The 22,807-nt window shown below is 67.0% G+C and carries 22 protein-coding genes; 16 read left to right on the forward strand and 6 right to left on the reverse strand.

The features are described from left to right. Positions 1 to 113: 113 nt before the first annotated feature. The 10 genes from CJ301_RS06500 to CJ301_RS06545 all read left to right on the forward strand — a co-directional run bounded on the left by CJ301_RS06500 (position 114) and on the right by CJ301_RS06545 (position 10,945). Positions 114 to 1,268, forward strand: coding sequence for a phosphoserine transaminase (locus tag CJ301_RS06500; RefSeq protein ID WP_099275497.1), 1,155 nt, complete (start codon positions 114 to 116; stop codon positions 1,266 to 1,268). 85 nt (positions 1,269 to 1,353) lie between these two features. Next, positions 1,354 to 2,949: a phosphoglycerate dehydrogenase gene (serA, locus tag CJ301_RS06505; protein WP_099275499.1), complete on the forward strand. Its 1,596-nt coding sequence runs from the start codon at positions 1,354 to 1,356 to the stop codon at positions 2,947 to 2,949. A gap of 216 nt (positions 2,950 to 3,165) precedes the next feature. Next, positions 3,166 to 4,218, forward strand: a complete 1,053-nt coding sequence (mnmH, locus tag CJ301_RS06510; protein ID WP_099275501.1) for a tRNA 2-selenouridine(34) synthase MnmH — start codon at positions 3,166 to 3,168, stop codon at positions 4,216 to 4,218. 54 nt (positions 4,219 to 4,272) lie between these two features. Then, positions 4,273 to 4,875 (forward strand): bifunctional nicotinamidase/pyrazinamidase, encoded by a 603-nt coding sequence (pncA, locus tag CJ301_RS06515; protein WP_099275503.1) that lies wholly within the window; start codon positions 4,273 to 4,275, stop codon positions 4,873 to 4,875. Between the two features lie 96 nt (positions 4,876 to 4,971). Beyond that, positions 4,972 to 6,717 carry a carbamoyltransferase family protein gene (locus CJ301_RS06520; RefSeq protein ID WP_162620438.1) on the forward strand — a complete coding sequence of 582 codons (1,746 nt, stop codon included), beginning with the start codon at positions 4,972 to 4,974 and terminating at the stop codon, positions 6,715 to 6,717. 5 nt (positions 6,718 to 6,722) lie between these two features. Continuing rightward, positions 6,723 to 7,586, forward strand: coding sequence for a polysaccharide deacetylase family protein (locus CJ301_RS06525; RefSeq protein ID WP_099275507.1), 864 nt, complete (start codon positions 6,723 to 6,725; stop codon positions 7,584 to 7,586). A 10-nt stretch (positions 7,587 to 7,596) separates the two neighbouring features. Continuing rightward, complete coding sequence (gene pncB / locus CJ301_RS06530; RefSeq protein WP_099275509.1) at positions 7,597 to 8,886, forward strand: nicotinate phosphoribosyltransferase; 1,290 nt, start codon at positions 7,597 to 7,599, stop codon at positions 8,884 to 8,886. A 22-nt stretch (positions 8,887 to 8,908) separates the two neighbouring features. Then, a complete protein-coding gene (locus CJ301_RS06535; RefSeq protein WP_099275511.1) occupies positions 8,909 to 9,148 on the forward strand; it encodes an Lrp/AsnC ligand binding domain-containing protein in 240 nt (79 codons plus the stop codon). Positions 9,149 to 9,263: 115 nt separating this feature from the next. Then, positions 9,264 to 9,506, forward strand: a complete 243-nt coding sequence (locus CJ301_RS19285) for an AAA family ATPase (protein WP_099275513.1) — start codon at positions 9,264 to 9,266, stop codon at positions 9,504 to 9,506. A gap of 5 nt (positions 9,507 to 9,511) precedes the next feature. Next, positions 9,512 to 10,945 carry an ATP-dependent nuclease gene (locus CJ301_RS06545; protein WP_162620439.1) on the forward strand — a complete coding sequence of 478 codons (1,434 nt, stop codon included), beginning with the start codon at positions 9,512 to 9,514 and terminating at the stop codon, positions 10,943 to 10,945. A gap of 45 nt (positions 10,946 to 10,990) precedes the next feature. Here CJ301_RS06545 and arfB read toward each other — a convergent pair whose 3' ends face one another. The 6 genes from arfB to CJ301_RS06570 all read right to left on the reverse strand — a co-directional run bounded on the left by arfB (position 10,991) and on the right by CJ301_RS06570 (position 15,716). After that, complete coding sequence (gene arfB / locus CJ301_RS06550) at positions 10,991 to 11,416, reverse strand: alternative ribosome rescue aminoacyl-tRNA hydrolase ArfB (RefSeq protein ID WP_099275517.1); 426 nt, start codon at positions 11,414 to 11,416, stop codon at positions 10,991 to 10,993. Positions 11,417 to 11,759: 343 nt separating this feature from the next. Continuing rightward, entirely contained in the window at positions 11,760 to 12,614 is an 855-nt protein-coding gene (locus CJ301_RS06555; RefSeq protein ID WP_254050088.1) for an esterase-like activity of phytase family protein, read from the reverse strand. Between the two features lie 4 nt (positions 12,615 to 12,618). Further along, positions 12,619 to 13,527: a penicillin-insensitive murein endopeptidase gene (gene mepA, locus CJ301_RS06560; protein ID WP_099275521.1), complete on the reverse strand. Its 909-nt coding sequence runs from the start codon at positions 13,525 to 13,527 to the stop codon at positions 12,619 to 12,621. Continuing rightward, positions 13,524 to 14,390: an MFS transporter gene (locus CJ301_RS06565; protein ID WP_367869637.1), complete on the reverse strand. Its 867-nt coding sequence runs from the start codon at positions 14,388 to 14,390 to the stop codon at positions 13,524 to 13,526. The genes mepA and CJ301_RS06565 overlap by 4 nt, the downstream gene beginning before the upstream one ends. Beyond that, entirely contained in the window at positions 14,390 to 14,884 is a 495-nt protein-coding gene (locus CJ301_RS19290) for an MFS transporter (protein ID WP_367869638.1), read from the reverse strand. The genes CJ301_RS06565 and CJ301_RS19290 overlap by 1 nt, the downstream gene beginning before the upstream one ends. Positions 14,885 to 15,146: 262 nt before the next feature. After that, entirely contained in the window at positions 15,147 to 15,716 is a 570-nt protein-coding gene (locus CJ301_RS06570) for an acyl-CoA thioesterase (protein ID WP_099275523.1), read from the reverse strand. Positions 15,717 to 15,885: 169 nt separating this feature from the next. Between CJ301_RS06570 and CJ301_RS06575 the strand changes: the two genes are divergently transcribed. The 6 genes from CJ301_RS06575 (at position 15,886) to CJ301_RS06600 (ending at position 22,754) form a co-directional block, all read left to right on the forward strand. After that, complete coding sequence (locus tag CJ301_RS06575) at positions 15,886 to 16,173, forward strand: YggT family protein (RefSeq protein ID WP_099275525.1); 288 nt, start codon at positions 15,886 to 15,888, stop codon at positions 16,171 to 16,173. Between the two features lie 107 nt (positions 16,174 to 16,280). Continuing rightward, positions 16,281 to 18,329 carry a DNA helicase RecQ gene (recQ, locus tag CJ301_RS06580; protein WP_099275527.1) on the forward strand — a complete coding sequence of 683 codons (2,049 nt, stop codon included), beginning with the start codon at positions 16,281 to 16,283 and terminating at the stop codon, positions 18,327 to 18,329. Positions 18,330 to 18,414: 85 nt separating this feature from the next. Next, entirely contained in the window at positions 18,415 to 18,978 is a 564-nt protein-coding gene (locus CJ301_RS06585) for a putative glycolipid-binding domain-containing protein (protein ID WP_162620440.1), read from the forward strand. Between the two features lie 73 nt (positions 18,979 to 19,051). Further along, on the forward strand, positions 19,052 to 19,564 hold the full coding sequence (locus tag CJ301_RS06590) for a 2Fe-2S iron-sulfur cluster-binding protein (protein WP_099275534.1): 513 nt from the start codon (positions 19,052 to 19,054) through the stop codon (positions 19,562 to 19,564). Next, positions 19,561 to 20,544, forward strand: coding sequence for an FAD binding domain-containing protein (locus CJ301_RS06595; protein ID WP_099275536.1), 984 nt, complete (start codon positions 19,561 to 19,563; stop codon positions 20,542 to 20,544). Before CJ301_RS06590 ends, CJ301_RS06595 begins: the two co-directional genes overlap by 4 nt. Then, complete coding sequence (locus CJ301_RS06600; RefSeq protein WP_099275539.1) at positions 20,541 to 22,754, forward strand: xanthine dehydrogenase family protein molybdopterin-binding subunit; 2,214 nt, start codon at positions 20,541 to 20,543, stop codon at positions 22,752 to 22,754. The genes CJ301_RS06595 and CJ301_RS06600 overlap by 4 nt, the downstream gene beginning before the upstream one ends. Positions 22,755 to 22,807 lie beyond the last annotated feature (53 nt).

The following is a 22,807-nucleotide window of genomic DNA, read 5'->3' on the forward strand; positions in this document are numbered from 1 at the left end:
TTGGCGCTGCCTTAGCGGCAATTTGCATGTTGTGAAAGCGCGGGGCAGGGCGTATCTGCGGCGGCGGGACACCTCTCCCCAACGAGAGGCGCTTATCTGCAAGGATACCAGCAATGGCAAACACGACTCCGGACACCCGTCCGGCCAATCCGCGTTTTTCCTCCGGCCCCTGCGCCAAACCCCCCCATTGGAGCCTCGACAAGCTCGCCGACGCGCCGCTTGGCCGCTCGCACCGCGCCGCCATCGGCAAGGGCAAGCTCGCCGCCGCGATCGACGAGACGCGCGAGATCCTCGGCGTGCCCGATGATTACCGCATCGGCATCGTGCCCGCCTCGGACACCGGCGCCGTCGAGATGGCGATGTGGTCGATGCTCGGCGCGCGCCCCGCGACCATGGTCGCGTGGGAAAGCTTCGGCGCGGGCTGGGTCACGGATGTCGTGAAGCAGCTCAAGATCGAGGCCGAGGTGAAGACCGCCGAGTACGGCCAGATCGTCGATTTCGCCGAGATCGACTTCGACACCGACGTCGTCTTCACCTGGAACGGCACCACCTCGGGCGTGCGCGTACCGAACGGCGACGCGATCCCCGAGGGCCGCGAAGGCCTGACCATCTGCGACGCCACCTCCGCCGCCTTCGCGCAGGACCTGCCCTGGGACAAGCTCGATGTCGTGACCTTCTCCTGGCAGAAGGTGATGGGCGGCGAGGCGGCGCATGGCATGCTGATCCTCTCCCCCCGCGCGGTCGAGCGGCTGGAAAGCTACACGCCCGCTTGGCCGCTGCCCAAGATCTTCCGTATGACCAAGAGCGGCAAGCTGATCGAAGGCATCTTCAAGGGCGAGACGATCAACACGCCCTCGATGCTCTGCGTCGAGGATTACCTCGTGGCGCTCGACTGGGCGCGCGAGGTGGGCGGTCTCGAAGGGCTTAAGGCCCGCGCGAATGCCAATGCGCAGGCCATCTGGGATTTCTGCGACGCGCGGCCCTGGATCGCCAACCTCGCCGAGGACGAGGCGACCCGCTCGAACACCTCCGTCTGCCTGAAGTTCACCGATGATCGCATCAAGGACGGCGCGGCGTTCGCCAAGGCGGTCGCCAAGCGGCTGGAGGGTGAGGGCATCGCCCTCGACATCGGCGCCTATCGCGACGCGCCCGCCGGCCTGCGCATCTGGTGCGGCGCCACGGTCGAGACGAGCGATATCGAGGCGATGCTGCCCTGGCTCGACTGGGCCTTCGAGGCCGAGATCGCGGCGCAGGCCGAAGCCGCCTGATCCCCTTACCGGGGCGCGCGAGACGCGCCCCGCATCCCCCCCATTCCCCGGACGCATTCCGTCCGACCGCCACAGGAGCATCCAAATGCCCAAGGTTCTCATTTCCGACGCCCTCTCCGACGCCGCCGTGCAGATCTTCCGCGATCGCGGCATCGAGGTCGACTTCCAGCCCAAGCTCGGCAAGGACAAGGAGAAGCTCGCCGAGATCATCGGCGATTACGACGGCCTCGCCATCCGCTCGGCCACCAAGGCGACCGAGAAGCTGATCGAGCGCGCGGCCAACCTCAAGGTGATCGGCCGCGCCGGGATCGGCGTCGACAATGTCGATATCCCGGCCGCGTCGAAGAAGGGCATCATCGTGATGAACACGCCCTTCGGCAACTCGATCACCACCGCCGAGCACGCCATCTCCATGCTGATGGCCGTGGCGCGCCAGATCCCCGAGGCCAACGCCTCGACCCATGCAGGCAAGTGGGAAAAGTCGCGCTTCATGGGCGTCGAGGTCACCGGCAAGACGCTCGGCGTGATCGGCGCGGGCAATATCGGCTCGATCGTGATCGACCGCGCGCATGGGCTCAAGATGAAGGTCGTGGCCTATGACCCCTTCCTGTCGGAAGAGCGCGCCGCGCAGATCGGCGTCGAGAAGGTCGAGCTCGACGAGCTTCTGGGCCGCGCGGATTTCATCACGCTGCACGTGCCGCTGACCGACCAGACGAAGAACATCCTGTCCAAGGAGAACATCGCCAAGCTCAAGCCGGGCGTGCGCATCGTCAACTGCGCCCGCGGCGGGCTGGTGGACGAGGCGGCGCTTGCCGAGGCGATCACCGAAGGCCGGGTCGCCGGTGCGGCCTTCGACGTCTTTGCCGAAGAGCCCGCGACCGCCTCGCCGCTGTTCAACCTGCCCAACGTCGTCGTCACGCCGCATCTGGGCGCCGCGACGAGCGAGGCGCAGGAGAACGTGGCGCTGCAGGTGGCCGAGCAGATGTCGGACTACCTGCTGACGGGGGCCGTGACCAACGCGATCAACATGCCCTCGATCAGCGCCGAAGAGGCCAAGGTCATGGGGCCGTGGATCGGCCTGTCGGGCCATCTGGGCAACTTCATCGGCCAGATGACCGACGAGCCGGTCAAGTCGATCAACATCCTCTATGACGGCGTCGTCTCGGAGATGAACCTCGCCGCGCTGAACTCGGCGCTGGTCGCGGGGATCATGCGCAAGGTGAACCCGGACGTGAACATGGTCTCGGCCCCGGTGATCGCCAAGGAGCGCGGCATCCAGATCTCGACCACCAAGCAGGACCAGTCGGGCACCTTCGATGGCTACGTCAAGGTGACCGTGACCACCGACAAGCGCGAGCGTTCGGTCGCGGGCACGGTGTTCTCGGACGGCAAGCCGCGCTTCATCCAGATCAAGGGCATCAACATCGACGCCGAGATCGGCCGCCACATGGTCTATACCACCAACAAGGACGTGCCGGGCATCATCGGCGTGTTGGGCACCACCATGGGCGAGAGCGGCGTGAACATCGCCAACTTCACCCTGGGCCGCAACGACCGCGCCGGAGAGGCGATCGCCATCCTCTATGCCGACGAGGCGGTCCCGGAGGCAGTGCTGCAAAAGCTGCGCGACACCGGCAAGTTCCAGCAGGTCAAGACGCTGACCTTCGACGTCGAGGAGTGATCCTTCCGAAAGTCACAGGACACGGGGCAGGGGGCCGCGGTTGCACGCCGCGGCCCCTTCGTCGTTCCCGGCCCCGGCGCCGCGGCATGCGTATTTGAAGAAAGATGAAAGGGGAGGCGCGCCCCTTGGTTCATCTTTCTCCAAATACGCAGATCCCGCCCGCGCGGCCGGGCGCACCGCTTCCCGCGCTGGCGCCGGCGCTGTAGAGAGGCCCGCATGAGCACCCGTTTCGACACCATCCCCGCCTTTCTCGACCACGGTTTCGACGACGTGATCGACGTGCGCAGCCCGGCCGAATTCGCCGAGGACCACGTGCCCGGCGCGATCAACCTGCCCGTCCTGTCGAATGCCGAGCGGGCCGAGGTCGGCACGATCTACAAGCAGGTCTCGCCCTTCGACGCGCGCAAGATCGGCGCGGCGATCGTCTCGCGCAACGCCGCCGACCACATCGCGGGGCCGCTGGCGGACCGCGAATATCGCTGGCGGCCCTTGGTCTATTGCTGGCGCGGCGGGCAGCGTTCGAATTCCTTCGCCTCGATCCTGAGCCAGATCGGCTGGCGCGCCGAGGTGGTCGAAGGCGGCTACCAGACATGGCGCCGCCTCGTGCATACGGCGCTCTATGACGCGGCGCTGCCGCACCGTTTCGTGCTGCTCGACGGCTTCACCGGCACCGCCAAGACCGCGCTTCTGCCGCTGGTGGAGGGGCGCGGCGGTCAGGTGCTCGATCTCGAAGGGCTGGCGGGTCATCGCGGCTCTCTCTTGGGCGGCGATCCCGCCGAGCAGCCCGCGCAGAAGGGCTTTGAGAGCCGGCTTGCCCAGCGCCTCGCGCGGCTCGATCCCGAACGCCCGATCCTTGTCGAGGCCGAAAGCTCCAAGATCGGCCGCATCACCCTGCCGCCCGCGCTCTGGGCGCTGATGACCCGCGCGCCGCGGATCGAGATCACCGCGCCGATCGAGGCGCGCGCCCGTTTTCTCGCGCAGGCCTACGCGGATGTCAGCGCCGATCCCGCCCGGCTTTCGGGGCTGCTCGACCAGCTGCGTGCCCATCGCGGCCACGAGGTGGTGAATGGCTGGCAGAAGCTTCTGGCCGAGGGGCGCATGGTCGAGCTGTCGGCGGCGCTGATGGTTGAGCATTACGACCCGGCCTATGCCCGCTCGCGCGCCGCGCATGAGCCGGTCTTCTCGGCCCATGTGGCGGCCGACACGCTCGATGCGGCGGGGCTTGAGCGGGCGGCGGATGAGATCGTGGCGGCGATGCGCGGCATTTGACGGCGCAGGGCGCATGGGCTTACCTCGGCCGGGCACGGACCAGAGGAGACGCCCATGCGCCCGGCCAACGAGGCATTGATCGTCATCGACATGCAGAACGATTTCTGCCCCGGCGGCGCGCTGGCGGTGGCGGAGGGCGACGCGATCGTTCCCGGCATCAACGCGCTGATGGAGGAATTCCGCGCCGTGGTGCTGACGCAGGACTGGCACCCCGCCGATCATCTCTCCTTTGCCAGCCAGCACGCCGGCGCGGCACCGATGACGATGACGACGATGCCTTACGGCCCGCAGGTGCTCTGGCCCGATCACTGCGTGCAGGGCAGCCCCGGCGCGGCGTTTCACCCCGATCTGCGCACTGACGCCGACCTCATCATCCGCAAGGGGTTTCGCCGCGAGATCGACAGCTACTCGGCCTTCTTCGAGAACGACCACGAGACGCCCACAGGGCTGCATGGCTACCTTTCCGAGCGCGGCATCACCGCGATCACGCTCGTGGGGCTCGCCACCGATTTCTGCGTGAACTACTCGGCGCTCGACGGGGCCCGGCTCGGCTACGCGGTGACGGTCGATGAGCGCCTGTCGCGCGGCATCGATCTCGATGGCTCGCTCGATGCGGCGCGGCGGGCCATGGCGGGGGCGGGGGTGACGCTCGTCTGAAGCCCCCGGGCCGGGCGGCGCGGCTTGCCAAGGCGCGGGGCGGTTGGTTTAACCGCCCCTGATGCGGCTCTGCGCATCGGTAGGGCGGAGCATGCCGTGTATATCCTTGGACTGGCGACGATGGGGGCGAGCGCGGCCTGCCTGTTTCGCGACGGCACGCTCATCGCCGCCGTCGAGGAGGAGCGGCTGAGCCGGATCAAGAACGACGGCGCCTTTCCGAGCCGGGCCATCGCCGAATGCCTGCGGATCGCGGGGATCGGCATTGGGGATGTCCACGAGATCGCCGTCTACTGGCAGCCCTGGCGCCTGCGCCGCCGGGTGCTCGGCACGCTGGGCAAGGGCCTGGGCGGGGCGGATGCGATGCGCGGCGTGGCCTCGCGCGTCAATGCCTTCTTCCTGCGCCGCGCGCCCGACGCCGCGCGCCCCGAGGATGGCGGCTCCTGGCGTCACCTGTTCCGGCTGCGCGCGATGATTGCGCGCGAGATCGGGCCGACCCGCGCCCGCATCCGGTTTCACGACCACCATGCCAGCCATCAGCGCTATGCCGAGGCGATGATCGACCCCGGCGAGCTGATCTCGCTGAGCTATGATGGCGGCGGCGAAAGCGCCTCGACCGTGGTTACGGTGGTGGGCGAGGGCGGGCGCAAGCGGGTCTCGACCCATGACTGGCCCAATTCTCTGGGCCATTTCTATTCGACCTTCACCGGCTATCTCGGCTTTCGGATGCTCGAGGGCGAATACAAGATGATGGGGCTCGCGCCCTATGGCACGCCGCGCTGGAAGGAGGCGCTGCTCGAACATGTGCTGAAGCTGGAGCCGGGCGGGCGCTACCGGCTCGACACCCGGCTGTGCGATTATCACGCAGCACTTCAGGGCCGGTTCCCGGCGCGGCTGGCCGAGCTGTTCTGCGCTCCGCGCGCGCCCGACGAGCCGCCGAGCACGGATCACATCGACCTCGCCGCCAGCGTGCAGGCGGCGCAGGAGGCCGCGCTCGACCATATCCTCGCGCCGCTGCGCGACAGCCACCCGCAGATCCGCCGCCTCGTCGTCTCCGGCGGCTGCGCGCTCAACGTCACCGCCAATGGCAAGCTGATCGAGAGCGGCCGCTTCGACCGCGTCGCCATCCCGCCCGCGCCGCATGATGCGGGCTGCGCCATCGGCGCGGCGATGCTGAGCCTGCCCACCGGCGTCGATACCGTGTCGCTGCGCAGCCCCTATCTCGGCGCGGGCTTCACCGCCGCCGAGATCGAGGAGGCGCTCGCGCCGCATCTCCTGCGGTTGCCGGAACCGCTCTCCGACGAGGATCTCGTCGAACAGGTGGCCGCGCTTTTGGAGGAGGGGCGGATTGTCGCCTGGTTCCAGGGCCGGGCCGAGTTCGGCCCGCGCGCCCTGGGCGCGCGCTCCTTCCTTGCCGATCCGCGCCGCGACGAGATCCGCGAGGACATCAACGCCAAGATCAAGAAGCGCGAGTTGTTCCGCCCCTTTGCCCCTTCGGTGACCGAAGAGGCCGCGCCCGATTTCTTCGAGATCGACCAGCCCAGCCCCTACATGAACATCGTCTCGAAGGTGCGCCCCGCGCGGCGCTCCGAGATCCCGGCGGTGACCCATACCGACGGCACCGCGCGGGTGCATGCGGTTCCGCGCGCAGCCAACCCGCTCTATCACGCGCTCTTGTCGGAGTTCGGCCGCCGCAGCGGCGTGCCGGTGCTGCTCAACACCTCGTTCAACATCCAGGAGCCGATCGTCTACGATCCGGGCCAGGCGCTCGCCACCTTCCGCGCCTCGGGCGTCGATGCGCTGGCGATCGGGCCCTATCTCGTGACGCGGGACATGCTGGCGTGAGCGGCATGTTCCTCAGCATCGATTTCGAGGATCTCGCGCATGACATGAAGCGCGATCTCGGGCTGTGGAAGACCGGCCCGCTGCGCATCGACGGGCTCTGGCGGGGTTTCGAGGCGATCGAGGCCTTTCTTCAGGCGCAGGGCGGCGCGCGCGTCACCTTCTTCTGCACCGGCATCATCGCCGAGCAGGCCCCCGATCTCATCGCCCATATCGCAAGCCGCGGCCATGAGATCGCCTGCCACGCGCATCACCACGAAACGCTCGACCAGCTGGAGACGGCGGAGGTCGACCGGGTGCTGGGCCGCGCCAAGACGCTGCTGGAGGCGGCGGCCAACCGCGAGGTCACCGGCTTTCGCGCGCCGAGGTTCCGGATCGACAGGACCGGCCCCGCGCAATACCGCCTCGTCGAGCGCCGCTTTGCCTATGACAGCTCGCTCAATGCGGGGTCGGTGGCGCAGGTGGCGGCGTTTCGCGCGGCGATGGGGCTTTCGACGCTGCGGCTGCTGCCGATCTTTCGCGCCCCTGCCGTGCCGGGCCTGCCGCCGCTCAATCTCGGTGGCAGCTACTTCAAGCTCTTTCCCGCCCGCGTGGCCGAGCGGCTGGTGGCCGGGGCGCAGGCCGCGGGCTTCACGCCGCATGTCTACCTGCACCCTTTCGAGTTTCTCAGCTCCGGCGCCTTCGAACTGAGGCTGGCCGAGCTTGCCCCCCTGGGCCGCCGCAGGCAGCTCTACTGGCGCGCGCGACAGGCGCAATGGCACCGCATCGGCAATGCCGGCCTGCCTGCAAAGCTTGGCCGCTTCGTCTCCACCCTCGGCCTCGGGGGGCGTTTGTGCGACAATCTCGACGCCGCCGATCCGCTGGCCGCCTGAAGGAAGATCCATGGTCGACATCGCCACCCGCGTCTGGAACCACAAGTGGAAGATCGACCCGATCGTCCGCTCCCTGATCGACACCGATTTCTACAAGCTGCTGATGTGCCAATCGGTGTTTCGCAATCACCGCGACACGAATGTCACCTTTTCGCTCATCAACCGCACCAGATCCATCCGCCTCGCCGAGCTGATCGACGAGGGCGAGCTGCGCGAGCAGCTCGACCATATCCGCTCGCTTTCGCTCAGCCGCGGCGAAAGCACATGGCTGCGCGGCAACACCTTCTATGGCAAGCGGCAGATGTTCACGCCCGAATTCATGGAGTGGTTCGAGAACCTCCGCCTGCCGCCCTACCATCTCGAAAAGCGCGACGGGCAATACGAGCTGACCTTCGAGGGCAAATGGCCCGAGGTCATGCTGTGGGAGATCCCGGCGCTGGCGGTGCTGATGGAGATGCGCTCGCGCGCCGTGCTCGACGACATGGGCCGGTTCGAGCTTCAGGTGCTCTATGCCCGCGCCATGACCCGCACATGGGAAAAGGTCGAGCGGCTGCGCGGCACGCCCGGCCTGCGCATCGCCGATTTCGGCACCCGGCGGCGGCACAGCTTTCTCTGGCAGGACTGGTGCGTGCAGGCGATGCTCGAAGGCATGGGCCCGGCCTTCACCGGCACCTCGAACTGCCTGATCGCCAAGAACCGCGATCTGGAGGCCATCGGCACCAATGCCCATGAGCTGCCCATGGTCTATGCAGCACTTGCCGAGACCGACGCCGCGCTGGCCGAGGCGCCCTACAAGGTGCTGGCCGACTGGCACGACGAGCACGAGGGCAACCTGCGCGTCATCCTGCCCGACACCTACGGCACCGAGGGCTTCCTGAGCCGCGCACCCGACTGGCTCGCCGGCTGGACCGGCATCCGCATCGATTCGGGCGATCCGGCGACCGGTGCCGAAACGGCGATCCGCTGGTGGCAGGAGCGCGGCGAGGACCCGCGCGACAAGCTGGTGATCTTTTCCGACGGGCTCGACGCCGACAAGATCCTCGATCTGCATGCGCGCTTTTCGGGCCGGGTGCGGGTCAGCTTCGGCTGGGGCACCATGCTGACCAACGATTTCAAGGGGCTGGCGGGCGACGCGCTCGCGCCCTTCTCTCTGGTCTGCAAGGCCATCGCCGCCGAGGGGCGGCCCACCGTGAAGCTTTCGGACAACCCCGAAAAGGCGATGGGGCCGCCCTCCGAGATCGCCCGCTACAAGCGCGTCTTCGGCGTCGGCCCGCAGGACGCCATTCCCGTCACCGTCTGACCCCCATCGAAAGGGCTTTCCCATGTCGCTTCCGCTCTTCGTCCAGATCCGCTGCACCCCCGGCACCACCTACAAGGTGGCCGACGCCATCGCCCTGAAGGAAATCCACTCCGAGCTCTACTCGACCTCGGGCGCGTTTGATCTTCTGGTGAAAATTTATGTGCCGGAGGGCGAGGATATCGGGATGTATCTCAACGAGCATCTGATGGGCATCGAGGGGATCGAGCGGACGCTGACGACGCAGACGTTTCGGGTGTTTTGAGTCTTTCATAGTGGCGGGTTCAGCACACCCTTTGGTTGTTTCGTTTTTGTTTCAGCCTTTTGTCGATAAAGTCATAGATATTAGATAAGTCCTCGAAAAAATCGAGGTGATCTAAGTGAAGATATCAGCAATCAAGGTTAAAGGATACCGCACTGTTAAGGATGAGTTGGAGCTCCCGTGCCAATCCTCCTTAACACTAGTAGGGCCAAATAACTCTGGAAAGACTAATACTCTGAGGGCTATACGTAGTTTCTTCACTGGATACGAGAACGAGCTTGGATATAACTACGAGCGCGATCTATGTAAGGGCAGCAGGCCAAACAGAAGACCAACATTCAACTCGGCATTTCTGATATAGATGAAGTGGAAGACGCTGAAGTTTTAGAAGCTGTACGCCAAGTTCGAGATCGCTTGGGCGTAACTTCCGGATCGGATAGGGAGATAACACTCTATCTAAGTTTTTCGGAAAGGTCCAATCCGTCTTATAGGGTTTTTCAGAATACGAAGCGCCCCAAGGGGGCGGAAGGAACGGCTTACTCAAGGGCCGAGCGCCAACTGTTCAACTTGGTGCTGTCCAAAATATCTGTTCATTATATACCATCTGAGAAAAGTGTTCAGCAGCTCTATAAAGATTTGGTGCAGCCGTTTTTGTTTGACACTGCATTCGAGGTGGTGAGGCCGCATCTGGACCAGATTGAACGCCGTCTTTCCGAAGTTTCGGACGAAGTAAATGAAAGTTTGCGCTGCGTAGGATTAGAGAAATATACTACATCATTCCACGTCCCGTCGGCAGCTCGAGATTTTATGAGGGCTGTAAGGTTTAATATTGCAGATGATAATAAGACGGAGATTTTTGATAAAGGGATGGGAGTACAGTCAGTGGCGCTGCTCAGTGCCTTCTGTTGGATTTCGAGGAAGGAGAAAGAAGCCGGAAAGACGGTGCTATGGTTGATGGAGGAGCCGGAGTCCTACCTGCATCCTGAGCTTGTTGGGCAAAGTGAAGGTTTGATGAGAAGGCTAAGTGAAAACTCCCAAGTTATTCTTACTACCCATTCTCTCGGCTTTGTTCCTCAGGATCCTTCCCGCGTATTAGGGTTGGACCTAAAATCCGGTTGGACAACCTCTACTAAATTTCGAACTTATCACGAAGCTACAGCACATATTCGAAGATCTCTTGGTGTAAGGTTCTCAGACTATTACAATCTTTCGAGGTACAACCTTCTAGTCGAAGGGGAAACTGATAGGGGCTACATAGATCACGTTCTGAAGTGCTTGCAGGAGATTCCAGAATACTCCGAGAGATACTCAGTCGTGTTTTCTAGTGATTTTTCGATGCAAGACTTTGGTGGGGTTCGCGGGGTCGAGGGGTTCTTGAGATCCACGTTTTCATTCATTCGTTCGGAGCGTGCGGTTGTCGCTTTGTTTGATGGAGATGAAGCTGGTCAAAAGGCCTATCGTGCTCTTCAAGGCTACTTCGGGAAGAAGCAAGTGCCGTTTGAGTCGAATAGAAACTTCGTTGTTGTGCGAGATCGGTTTGATATTGAAGGTTTGCTGCCAGACTCTTGGGTCGCGAGGGTTCATAAAGACCACCCGACTTGGTTTGAAAGCTATTCTTTAGATGCGCAGGGTTTGCTACTGCCATTTAAGGTGGCTGACAGTAGGAAAAATAGCTTTTTGAATGTGTTTAAGGAAATGGCGACGTCGAGCAACTTGGACGACTGGGTCGAGAGATGGTTGCCTGTTTTGGATGCCATTGAGCGCGCTTTGGTGGCCGAGCATGAACGGTTGAAGGCCTGATTGAGTGTTCTTCTAAAGCTTAGATCAAACAAAGCTTTCCTATATTCAATTTTTCGGACTAGTAGGCCCTTTCCGCAACGCCTTCACCTCCCCCCGCTGCTTCTTCGCCTCCAGCCGCCGACGCACCGAACCCTTGGTGGGCTTCGTCGGCACTCGTCGCTTCGGCACATGCACTGCCGCACGGATCAATTCGGCCAGCCGCTCGCGGGCGATCTCGCGGTTGCGGGGCTGGTGGCGGGTGTCCTGGACGAAGATCACCACCGCGCCGTCATTGGTCCAGCGCCGCCCGGCGAGCCGTCTGAGCCTCCGCTTGACCGGATCGGGCAGGTTGGGCGAGCGCTCCGCCTCGAAGCGCAGCTCCACGGCCGTGCTGACCTTGTTGACGTTCTGCCCGCCGGGGCCGGAGGCGCGGGTGAACTGCTCGGTCAGCTCCCAATCCTCGATCGTGATGCGGTCGTCGATCCTCAGCATGCGTCCCTCCCGGCCTTCGCCCCACAGATAGCGCGGGGCCGCGCGACATACAAAAAGGGCCGTTCCCGGCGATGGGGAACGACCCTTCGAAGTTCAGGAGGTGGGTCGGTTAGACCGAGATCCACCTGGGGTCACCAGCGGCCAAGGGCTGCCTCAGCCACGCACTCCCCAAGCTGTCCCGACACATTTCTCCAATACCCTTCTCGACACTGGATCACCTCCTTTCAGTTGGTTTCGCCTGTTCCAAAGCTGGCACGGAAGCGCGCGTCGTCAAACAGAAATTCACGAGAGGTGACGCTTGGGAAACCGGGGTGTGGCGCAGGGGCCGACAGCCCGACCCGGATCAATCCTCCACCGCGTATTCGACGAGCTCCGTGGTCTGGAAGAAGCGGAAATTGTCATCCGAGATCATGGTGAGCCGGATCCGGCCCAGATCGTCGCGCCAGACCGAGAGACCTTCGAGATTGTCATGCACGCCGAGACCGGTCTCCAGAAGCACCTCCTCGCCCGTGCCGTCGGGGGCGAAGCGGCGCACCCGGCTGCGAAAGCCGATGCCGGCGAAATCGCGCTCCAGCACGTAGAGATTGCCGTCGGGGCCGAAATCGGCCCCGGTGACGAGAAAGGCACCGCGGCGCGGGATGGAGAAGGGGATCGTCCATTGCCCGTCCTTCCAGCGATAGACCGGAAAGGGCCGGTCGAGCCGGCCCGAGCGTTCGGGCATGGTATAGAGCGCGCCCTCCGCGTCGATCGCCAGCGCCTCAAGCGCGCTGTTGAACTGCATCTGCGGAAAGGCCTGGGGACGGGGCAGGACTTCCGGGCCGCGGGGCCCGGTTTCCGAACGCACCCGCGCCTTGCCCTCGAACGAGATCCAGCGCCGCCCATCCGCGCCGATCGCCAGCCCCTCGCTGTCGGCGAGATGGCCGGTCATGATCCCCTCGCGCCCCGAGCGCAGCGGCTCGGAGCGCAGGATCTCGACCCCGGTGATGCGGCCCGCCTCGTCGCGGAGGAGGCGCCCGTCGACGATCCGCGCGCGGTCGCTGATGGTGACGAAGCCGCGCCCGTCCTCGTCGATCTCGAGCGCGGAAAACCCGCCCGAGCCGTGCGCTTCCTCGGGCCAGACATGGCTGCCGATGTAGTCGGCGCTTTGCTGCGAGGGCGCCCCGCCCGAGAGCAGGGCCGCCAGAACCATGGCTTTCATGCGCTCACTCGCTCGCCAACACGGAGGCGCATTGGCCGGGCAGGTCGGCCATGGTGATCTCGCGCTTGGGCTTGGGTGGGGGCGCGTCCGGGTCGGGGGCGGGCGGGTTCAGGATGTTGGCCTGCCATTCGCGCGCCTGATCGCAGCCATCGCCCGGCGGCGGCGGCTCCTGCGGCTCGCAGCTCGCATCGCCGGGCAGGCAGTTCAGCCGCACGTGGAAATGCGTGTTGTGCCCGTACCAGGGGCGGACCTTCCTGAGCCAGTCGCGGTTGCCGGTCTCGGCGTCGCACATCGCCACCTTGGCGCCCGGAAAGATGAAGATCCGCGCCGTGCGCGGGTCCGAGGCCGCGGCCTTCACGAGCGCCATGTGCTGCGGGGTCCAGCTGTCGTTGGCATAGGCGCCGCCGCGGGCCTGCATGTTGGTCGAGGATATCGCCTCGCGCTCGGCCCGGCTCAGATCGAGCCGGTCGGTGCGGCGCAGCCAGATGTCGGCGTCGATGCCGGTCTGGTGGCTGGCATGGCCGGTCAGCATCGGGCCGCCGCGCGGCTGGCTCAGATCGCCCACATAGATGCCGTTCCAGCCGGGCAGCTTCGCGGCTTCGCGCGACAGGTCCTGCAGGAAGTCGATCGTCTCGGGCTGGGCCCAGTTGCGGTTGCGCGACAGGCGCATCGCCTGCCATGTCGGCCCGGTTTCGGGCAGCTGCACGGCACCGGCCTGACAGCCCTTGGAATAGAAGCCGATCGATTCGGGGCGCTGGGACGAGCCGGTCGGGACATGGCCGAAGAGCTTCTTGGCGATGCGGCTGTCATCCGCGTTCTGCGAGGATATGACGGCGCGCGGCGCGGGCGGCTCGCTGTCGCAGGCGGCGAGAAGGCCGAAGCCCAGCAGGGCGGCGGCAAGGGGGCGGATCATGCTGCTCGGTCTCCGTTCTTGTTGACCCACCCTAGCAGAAACAGCGCCAATGCGAACAGGGCGATCACCGGGACCAGCCCGGCGCGCACCGATCCGCTCATCCACGTGGCGAAGGTGATCGCCATCGGCGCGAGAAAGGCGGTGGCCCGCCCCGACAGCGCGAAAAGCCCGAAGGCTTCGGTCGCGCGGGCCGGGTCGGCATGGCGGACCATCAGGCTGCGCGAGGCGGCATAGAGCGCGCCGCCCGCGCCGCCGATCAGCGCGCCGCAGACATAGAACAGGATGTCGGGCAGCTTCGAGCCGGGCGCGAGCGCGACGCCGAACAGGCTGTCGCGGTTCATCGAGACGACCAGCACCGAGACCGCGATCAGCACCCAGACCGAGGCGCGGATCACCGGCTTGGGGCCTGTCCGCGCATCCGCCAGCCCGCCCGCCCATGTCAGCACCGCCGCCGCCACCGCGCCGATGATGCCGAACACGCCGATCTCGATCACCGACCAGCCGAGCACCAGCGTGGCATAGAGCCCGCCGAAGGCGTAGATCGCGGCGAGCGCGTCGCGGTAGAGCATCGAAGCCGCGAGAAAGGCGGCAAGGCTCGGGCGGCGCATCACGTCGCGCAGCGTTTCGGCCAGCCGGGCGGCGATCAGGCGCGGCGTCACCCGCGCCCGCGCCACCGGCCCCGCATCGCGCACCCAGGCGAAGAAGGGGATGATGAAGACCGCGTACCACGCCGCGATGATCGGCCCCGTGGCCCGCGTGCCCTCGCGCATCTCCGGGTCGAGCCCGAGCGCGGGCGGGTGGCCAAGGAGTGTCACGCCCGCCGCGTTCTCGGCGAACAGCAGCAGCACGAGGATCAGCGACATCACCCCGCCCCAATAGCCCACGCCGCGCCCGAGCCGGAGATCCGTCCGATCATCGGCCCGGTGGCGAGCGAGGGCAGCAGCGCGTTGTTGACGTTGGTCGCCGATTCGGCGGCGACGAAGCCCGCGAAGAACAGCACCAGCGCCGGGATCAGCATCGCCCCGTCGGGCTCCAGCACCCAAAGCGACGCGGCGCAGATCACGGCGATGACCGAAAACCCCGCGATCCACGGCATCCGCCGCCCCGAGGCATCGGCCAGCGCACCCAGCACCGGCGCGGTAAAGGCGATGACGAGCCCGGCCACGGTCTGCCCCGTGCCCCACAGCGATTGCGCCGCCGCATCGGCCTCGGCCGGGGAAAGCCCTTCGCGGGCAAAGCGCGCCGTGGCCACGGCGGCGAAATAGGGGCCGAAGATGAAGGTCAGGCCGAGCGTGGCATAGGGCTGCTGCGCCAGATCGAAGATCATCCAGCCCCAGATCCGTTTCCTGCCCGCCATCGCCGATCCCCGTCCTGTTCGGGCGGATCAGACAGCGGCGCGGCGGAACTGTCCACGCCCCGGCGCGGATTTCGGCCCGGCTGCGTCCGGCTTGCGCGCCATTGCCGGGGATGGCGCCCGCCATCGGCCTCGGGATTTGCGTATTTGAAGAAAGATGAAAGGGAAGGCGCGCCCCCTGGTTCATCTTTCTCCAAATACGCATGGCGAAGCATCGGCCCCGGAGCGCCCCTTCGGGTCGAAGGCGCGCGGGCGGCAGACGACCCTATTCCGCCGCCATCGCCTCCGCGCTCGCATCCGCCATGGGTGGCCAGGGGCGCTCGGCCTCGGCCCGGACCCAATCGGCGATCCAGTCGGGCATGGGGGGCGAGGCCGGGTTCTGCCCCAGCGCCTCCATCAGCCGCGCCGGGTTCACCACGCCGCCCTTCTTGCGGTCGGTGATGGCGAGCCGCACCAGCGCGTGGCTGGTGCATTCGCCGTCGGCGCGAAACATGCCCTGCTCGGTATAGACATAGCGGTCGTCCCAGCAAATGGCGCGGCTGCGCATGGTCAGCCGGGCAAAGCCCTGCACCCGGCGGCGATAGCGCACCGAAACGCCCGCCACCGCCATGCCCCAGCCGTTCCGACGCAGCCCGCCGATCACGCCGATCCGCTGCGACAGCGGCATCCGGCCAAGGTCGAACAGCGTCAGCGTCCGGCCGTTGTTCAGCTCGTTCCAGAAGTCGAGATCCCAGGGCATCACGACATGCCGGCTCTCATGCGTGCCGGTGATGGGCAGGGGGGCGTCCTTGCGGTGGCGCCTGAACTGCCAGAACATGCGGATGAAGGGATACATCGAGAACTCCGAGGGCGAGGATTGCCGCGCAAGTTGCGCGAGGGTGACGGGCGCGTCAACGGGTGACGCGAAAGCACCCATGGTCGCAAGGCGGGCCTTCGGGATTGCTCTTGGGGGTCTGGCTCCTTACCTGTCATGCGACCCAAAGAAGCCCCGGACGGACCGCCCCATGACCTCGCTCTTCCAGATCCTGATGCTCATCCTCGACATCGCGACCTTCTTCATCTTCGCGCATTTCATCATGAGCTGGCTGATCAGCTTCCAGGTGCTGAACCTGCGCCAGCCGCTGGTGGCGCAGATCTGGGACGGTCTGACCCGCCTTTTGGAGCCGCTCTACGCGCCGGTGCGCCGCATCCTGCCGCAGATGGGCGGGCTCGACCTCGCGCCGCTGGTGGTGCTCGTGGGCATCTACGCGCTCGAGATCATCCTGAGAAACAACGCCGCCGCGTTCTACTGAGGCGCGGCCCCGGCCTCCGCGCCGGGATGCCGCCCATGGCAGGACCGAAGCACACCCGCGCCGCGCCCTCCGGGGCACGGCGCTGACCCATCCGAAGCGAGACCCCGATGAGCCCAGCGACCCATCTGCGCGATGTCTTCGGCTTTGACGCCTTCCGCCCCGGGCAGGAGGAAATCGTCGATGCCGTGGCGGCGGGGCACGACGTGCTGGCGATCATGCCCACGGGGGGCGGCAAATCGCTGTGCTACCAGCTGCCCGCGCTGGTGCGCGAGGGCGTGACGGTGGTGATCTCGCCGCTGATCGCGCTGATGCGCGACCAGGTGCGCGGCCTGCGCGAGGCGGGCGTCGAGGCGGGCGCGCTGACCTCGGGCAACATGCCCGAGGAGACCGACGCGGTGCTGGCCGCGCTCCGCGAGGGACGGCTTAAGCTCCTTTACATGGCGCCGGAGCGGCTCGCCTCGGGGGCGACCGTGCCGCTCCTGCAGCGCGCGGGCGCCTCGCTCATCGCCGTGGACGAGGCGCATTGCGTCAGCCAGTGGGGGCATGATTTCCGGCCCGATTACCTGCGCATCGGCGATCTCAAGCGCCAGCTCGGCGTGCCGCTCGCGGCCTTCACCGCCACCGCCGACGCCGAAACGCGCGAGGAGATCGTCCAGAAGCTGTTCGAAGGCCAACAGCCCGAGACCTTCCTGCGCGGCTTCGACCGGCCCAACATCCACCTCGCATTCGCCGTCAAGGACAGCCCGCGACGGCAGATCCTCGATTTCGCCGACCGGCGGCGCGGCCAGTCCGGCATCGTCTATTGCGGCACCCGCGCCAAGACCGAGGCGCTGGCCGCCGCGCTGCGCGAGGCGGGACATTCGGCGCTGCACTATCACGGCGGCATGGAGGCGGGCGACCGGCGCGAGGCCGAGACGCGCTTTCAGCAGGAAGACGGGCTCATCGTCGCCGCCACCGTCGCCTTCGGCATGGGCATCGACAAGCCCGATATCCGCTGGGTCGCGCATGCCGACCTGCCCAAATCCATCGAGGCCTATTACCAGGAGATCGGCCGCGCGGGCCGCGACGGCGCGCCGTCGGAGACGCTGACCCTCTATGGCCCCGACGACATCCGCTACCGCCGCCAGCAGATCGACGAGGGGCTCGCCCCGCCCGAGCGCCGCGCCGCCGATCACGGGAGGCTCAACGCGCTTCTGGGTCTGGCCGAGGCGCTCGATTGCCGCCGCCGGGTGCTCTTGGGCTATTTCGGCGAAGCGCCCGAGGCCGCCTGCGGCCATTGCGACCTGTGCGACAAGCCGCCCGAGATCTTCGATGCGACCCAGCCGGTGCGCATGGCGCTCTCCGCCGCGCTCAGGACCGACGAACGTTTCGGCGCGGGCCACCTGATCGACATCGTCATGGGCAACGCCACCGAGAAGGTACGCCAGCGCGGCCATGAGGACCTGCCGACCTTCGGCGTCGGCAAGGGGCACTCCAAGGCGCAGTGGCAGGCGATCTTCCGGCAGATCATGGGCCGCGACCTGATGCGCCCCGACCCCGAGCGCCATGGCGCGCTCAGGATGACCGAGGCGGCAAGGCCGATCCTGCGTGGCGAGGAGAGCATCACGCTGCGCAAGGACACGATCAAATCCGCACGCTCCGGCCCGAAGGTGCGCGAGATGGTGTCAGAAGAGGACGCTCCGCTGCTTTCCGCGCTCAAGGCCAAGCGGCGCGCGCTGGCCGAGGCGGCGAGCCTGCCCGCCTATATCATCTTCACCGACCGCACCCTGATCGAGATGGCCGAAAGAAAGCCCGCCACGCTCGATGAGATGGCCCGGATCGGCGGCGTCGGGGCCAAGAAGCTCGAAAGCTACGGGCGCGCCTTTCTTGCCGTGATCACCGGCGAGGCAGAGGAGGTCCACCCGGCGCGGCGCAAGCTCGCCACCCGCGGCGCGGGCTCGCTCTATGACCGGCTGATGGCGGCGCAGGCCGAGCTGCTGCGCGGGCCGGACGGGCATGACAAGCCGATGAGCTGCTCGGCCAAGGAGCTGGCGCGGGTCGCCTCCGCGCATCCGCGCGACATGGCCGACATGGAGCGGCTTCTGGGCGCGCGCCATGCCGAACGCTTCGGCGCGGCCTTCCTGCGGGTGTTCGAAGAGGCGGCCGACGAGGCCTGACCAGACCGCGCAGACGCCGCGCGATCGTGGACAGCATGGCGAAGCCCGTGCCAACATCCTGCAACCCCAGCAGGAGAGTTCCGCGATGACCGGCACCACCGTCGCCAGCGTGATCTGGCACAGGCTCGACCGCGACGGCACCGATCGCTGCCGCCTTGCCCGGCTCGACGAGGGCTGGCTGATCGTCGGCCATGCGCGCTGGGACGAGGCGGGCGAGACGGCGGCGCTCGATTACGCGCTGCGCTGCGATGCGGGTTGGCGCTGCCTTTCGGCGGATGTGACCGGGCTGCACGGCGCGCGGCCCATCGCCTGCCGGATCGTCCGGCAGGAGGAGGGCTTCGCGATCGAGGGGCAGGCACCGGTGCCCGGCACCGATCTCGATCTCGGCTTCACCCCGGCCTGGATGCTGGTGCCGCTGAACCGGCTCGACCTGCCGCAGGCGCGCCCTTTCGAAATCAAGACCGCGCGGCTGCGCGCCACGGATGGCGGGCGGCTGGAGCCGCTGGGGCACAGCTTCGCCCGTGTCCGGGAGGGCATGGATCACGCGATCCCGGCGCTGGGCCGGGATGCGCGGCTGCGGCTGCATGAGAGCGGCTTTCTCATCGAGGACCCGGGCCTGTGGCGCGGCGCGGTGACGCCGGAAGGGTGAGGCGGGCGGGGGAACCCCGGCTTGCCGGCGTCGGTTGAGCCGGGATTGTCCGAGCGTCCGAAGGATCCCCCCGATGCAACTCCAACTCGACGTCAATGGCGAGCGCCATGCGCTCGACCTCGATCCGCGCACCTCGCTGCTCGACGCGCTGCGCGATCACCTCGGCCTCACTGGCTCCAAGAAGGGCTGCGATCACGGCCAGTGCGGCGCCTGCACCGTCATCGTCGAGGGGCGGCGCATCAATTCCTGCCTGACGCTGGCCTGCATGCATGAGGGCGACGAGATCACCACCGTCGAGGGGCTGGGCGCGCCGGACGATCTTTCGCCGCTGCAGCGCGCCTTCGTCGAGCATGACGGCTATCAATGCGGCTACTGCACCCCGGGGCAGATCTGCTCGGCCACCGCCATGCTGGGCGAGATCGAGAAGGGCTGGCCCAGCAATGTCACCGAGGATCTGGAGGCGCAGGTCGAGGCCTCGATCGAGGAGATCTCCGAGCGGATGAGCGGCAATCTGTGCCGCTGCTCCTGCTACCCGGGCATCGTCGATGCGATCCGGCAGGTCGCGAAAGAGGAGGCAGGGGCATGAGGGCCTTCGATTACATCCGCGCGGGCGACACGGCGCAGGCGGTCCGCGAAGGGGCGGGGCAGGAGACGCGCTTCATCGCCGGGGGCACCAATCTTCTCGATCTTATGAAGCTGGAGGTGATGGCGCCCGAGCGGATCGTCGACATCACCCGGCTCGATCTCGGCGGGATCGAGGAGACGCAGGATGGCGGGCTTAGGATCGGCGCGCTGGTCACCAATTCCGACCTCGCCGCCGATGCGCGCGTGCGCCGCGGCTGGCCGGTGCTGAGCCGGGCGCTGCTGGCGGGCGCGAGCGGCCAGCTCAGGAACAAGGCGACCACGGGCGGCAACCTGCTGCAGCGCACGCGCTGCTATTACTTCTACGACCGGGGCGAGCCCTGCAACAAGCGCGAGCCGGGATCGGGCTGCGCCGCGATGGGCGGCACGAACCGCATCCTTGCGATCCTGGGCACCTCGGAGCATTGCATCGCCACCCATCCCTCGGACATGGCCGTCGCCATGCGGGCCTTGGGCGCGCGGGTCGAGGTCGAGGGGCAGGACGGCACGCGCGAGATCGCGCTCGATGCGTTCTACCGCCTCCCGGCCGACACGCCGCATATCGAGACGGTGCTGGCGCCGGGCGAGCTGATCACCGCCGTGATCCTGCCCGCGCCTGCCGGTGGCCGGCAGATCTACCGCAAGGTGCGCGATCGCTCCTCCTATGCCTTCGCGCTCGTCTCCGTCGCCGCGGTGGTGGAGGTCGAGAATGGCCGGATCGCCAAGGCGCAGCTCGCCTTCGGGGGCTTGGGCCCGATGCCGTGGCGCGATGCAAAGGTGGAAAAGGCGCTCGTCGGAGAGGCCCCGTCGCCCGCGCTGTTCGACCGCGCCGCCGACATCCTGCTCGCCGAGGCCAGGGGCCATGGCGGCAATGATTTCAAGATCCCCCTGACGCGGCGCACCCTCGCCGCCGTCCTGAGCCAGGCGACGGAGGCCGCAGCATGAGTTTGGAAACCACGCGCCAGCTGAAGCACGACACCCCCGACCATGACCGCCGCCTCGACGGCATGGCCCAGGGCGTGCTCGGCACCGACATGGACCGTCCCGAAGGCCCGCTCAAGGTCTCGGGCCGCGCCACCTATGCTGCCGAGAGTCGCCCCGAGGGCATGGCCCATGGCTATCTCGTGCGCGCCGCCACGATCGGGCGGATCACCGGCTCGAACGCCGAGGCCATCCGCGCCATGCCCGGCGTGCTGCATGTGCTCGAGGACGAGCGGATGATCCGCAACGCGGCGCAGGGCATGGCCGGACAATCCCCGGTGCAAAAGCAGGGGCAGTCCTGGTATGTCGGCCAGCCCGTGGCCTGCGTCGTGGCCGAGACATTCGAGCAGGCGCGCCACGCCGCGCAGGCGATGATGGTGACGATCGAGCCCGACGGCACCCATGTCTTCGACGCCGAGGCCGAAGGGGCCGAGATCGACACGCCGGAAAAGAAGCAGGTCTCGCAGGGCGATCTCGACAGCGCCATGGCCCAAGCCGCCTTCTCGATCGACCATGATTACCACACGCCCTCGATGTCGAGCGCCGCGATGGAGCCGCATGCCTCGATCGCCCAGTGGGACGATGAGGGCCGGGTGACGCTGCGCGGCTCCTACCAGCTCTTGCGCTTCAACAAGAATGAGCTTGCCGACGTGCTGGGCGTTGCGCCCGACAAGGTGCGCATCCTGTCGCCCTATGTCGGCGGCGGCTTCGGCTCCAAGCTCGGCCTTGCGCCCGAGGCGGTGGCCGCGGCGCTGGCCGCGCAGGCGCTGGGCCGGCCCGTGCGGGTGGTGCTGCACCGTCGGCAGGTGTTCGAGACGGTCACGCGCCGCTCGGAGACGAAGCAGCGCATCCGGCTCGCCTGCGACGCGGATGGCAAGCTGACCGGGATCGGGCACGAGAACCTCGTGAGCCAGCTTCCGGGTGAGGTGTTTTCCGAGCCGGTGGCGCAGGGCACGCATTTCCAATACGCGGCCCCCAACCGGGTCGTGGGCCACAACATCGCCCGCATCCGCCGCTCCGCCGCCGGATCGGTGCGCGCGCCGGGCGAGGCGGTGGGCGTCACCGCCTTCGAGATCGCGGTGGACGAACTGGCCAAATCCGCGGGCATCGACCCGCTGGAGTTCCGGCTCAGGAACGTGCCCGACAAGCACCCCGAGAACGGCAAGCCGTTTTCCTCCTCGACCATGGAGGCGACGCTGCGCGAGGGGGCGAGGCGCTTTGGCTGGCAGCACAGCCAGCCGCGCCAGCGGCGCGAGGGCGAATGGTGGATCGGCACCGGCATGGCGGGCGCGGTGCGGGTCAACATGATGATCGAGGCGCATGCGCGGGTGGTGCTGACCGGCACCGGCGCGCGGGTCGAATGCGACATGACCGACATCGGCACCGGCTCCTACGCGATCCTGACGCAGGTCGCGGCCGAGATGCTGGGCTTCGCGCCCGCGCAGGTCGAGACGGTGCTGGGCGACACCGACCTGCCGCCCGCCTCGGGCTCCGGCGGCAGCTTCGGCGCGGCTTCGACCTCCACCGCCGTCTATCTCGCCTGCATGGAGCTGCGCGAGCGGCTGGCGGCGAAGATCGGCGTCAAGGAGACCGAGCTGACGCTGAAGGACGGGGTGGCGACCCATGAGAACCGCCAGACGCCTCTGGCGGAGGTGTTGGGCGATGAGGAATGGCGCGCGCTGGGCCACCTCAAGCCCGGCCGCGCCGGGCGGGAGGTGCGGCAGGCGACATGGGGCGCGATCTTCGCCGAGGTGGCGGTGAGCGACGTGACCGGCGAGACGCGGGTGCGCCGCATGGACGGCACCTTCGCCGCGGGCCGCATCCTCAATCTCAAGACCGCGCGCTCGCAATGCCATGGCGGCATGATCTGGGGCATCGGCCTCGCGCTGACCGAGGCGCTGGAGCACGATCCGCGCGACGGCCACATGGTCAACCGCGATCTGGCCGAATACCACCTGCCGGTGAATCTCGACGTGCCGCAGCTCGGCGTGCATTTCATCGAGGAGCGCGACGACTGGGCCAACCCGCTTCAGGCCAAGGGCATCGGCGAGCTGTCGATCTGCGGCGCGGGCGCGGCGGTGGTCAATGCCATCGAGAACGCTTGCGGCGTGCGGGTGCGCCGCCTGCCCGCGACGCTCGATCAGGTGATGGAGGGGTTGATCGCGCAGGGCTGAGTCCCGGTTTTGCAAGGCGAAAATCGCCCCGTTCCGACACGATGACGTGTCGG

This window comes from Limimaricola cinnabarinus, from assembly GCF_002723615.1.
Lineage (GTDB): Bacteria > Pseudomonadota > Alphaproteobacteria > Rhodobacterales > Rhodobacteraceae > Limimaricola > Limimaricola cinnabarinus_B.

Excerpts from the sequence above, each read along its gene's own strand:
- recQ (WP_099275527.1), top strand. The coding sequence starts at position 16,281 with ATGAGCCCAGCGACCCATCTGCGCGATGTCTTCGGCTTTGACGCCTTC.
- arfB (WP_099275517.1), bottom strand. The coding sequence starts at position 11,416 with ATGCTGAGGATCGACGACCGCATCACGATCGAGGATTGGGAGCTGACC.
- mnmH (WP_099275501.1), top strand. The coding sequence starts at position 3,166 with ATGAGCACCCGTTTCGACACCATCCCCGCCTTTCTCGACCACGGTTTC.
- CJ301_RS06565 (WP_367869637.1), bottom strand. The coding sequence starts at position 14,390 with ATGTCGCTGATCCTCGTGCTGCTGCTGTTCGCCGAGAACGCGGCGGGC.
- CJ301_RS19290 (WP_367869638.1), bottom strand. The coding sequence starts at position 14,884 with ATGGCGGGCAGGAAACGGATCTGGGGCTGGATGATCTTCGATCTGGCG.
- CJ301_RS06585 (WP_162620440.1), top strand. The coding sequence starts at position 18,415 with ATGACCGGCACCACCGTCGCCAGCGTGATCTGGCACAGGCTCGACCGC.
- CJ301_RS06600 (WP_099275539.1), top strand. The coding sequence starts at position 20,541 with ATGAGTTTGGAAACCACGCGCCAGCTGAAGCACGACACCCCCGACCAT.
- CJ301_RS06555 (WP_254050088.1), bottom strand. The coding sequence starts at position 12,614 with ATGAAAGCCATGGTTCTGGCGGCCCTGCTCTCGGGCGGGGCGCCCTCG.
- CJ301_RS06590 (WP_099275534.1), top strand. The coding sequence starts at position 19,052 with ATGCAACTCCAACTCGACGTCAATGGCGAGCGCCATGCGCTCGACCTC.
- serA (WP_099275499.1), top strand. The coding sequence starts at position 1,354 with ATGCCCAAGGTTCTCATTTCCGACGCCCTCTCCGACGCCGCCGTGCAG.
- CJ301_RS06500 (WP_099275497.1), top strand. The coding sequence starts at position 114 with ATGGCAAACACGACTCCGGACACCCGTCCGGCCAATCCGCGTTTTTCC.
- CJ301_RS06575 (WP_099275525.1), top strand. The coding sequence starts at position 15,886 with ATGACCTCGCTCTTCCAGATCCTGATGCTCATCCTCGACATCGCGACC.
- CJ301_RS06525 (WP_099275507.1), top strand. The coding sequence starts at position 6,723 with ATGTTCCTCAGCATCGATTTCGAGGATCTCGCGCATGACATGAAGCGC.
- CJ301_RS06570 (WP_099275523.1), bottom strand. The coding sequence starts at position 15,716 with ATGTATCCCTTCATCCGCATGTTCTGGCAGTTCAGGCGCCACCGCAAG.
- pncB (WP_099275509.1), top strand. The coding sequence starts at position 7,597 with ATGGTCGACATCGCCACCCGCGTCTGGAACCACAAGTGGAAGATCGAC.
- pncA (WP_099275503.1), top strand. The coding sequence starts at position 4,273 with ATGCGCCCGGCCAACGAGGCATTGATCGTCATCGACATGCAGAACGAT.
- CJ301_RS06595 (WP_099275536.1), top strand. The coding sequence starts at position 19,561 with ATGAGGGCCTTCGATTACATCCGCGCGGGCGACACGGCGCAGGCGGTC.
- mepA (WP_099275521.1), bottom strand. The coding sequence starts at position 13,527 with ATGATCCGCCCCCTTGCCGCCGCCCTGCTGGGCTTCGGCCTTCTCGCC.
- CJ301_RS06535 (WP_099275511.1), top strand. The coding sequence starts at position 8,909 with ATGTCGCTTCCGCTCTTCGTCCAGATCCGCTGCACCCCCGGCACCACC.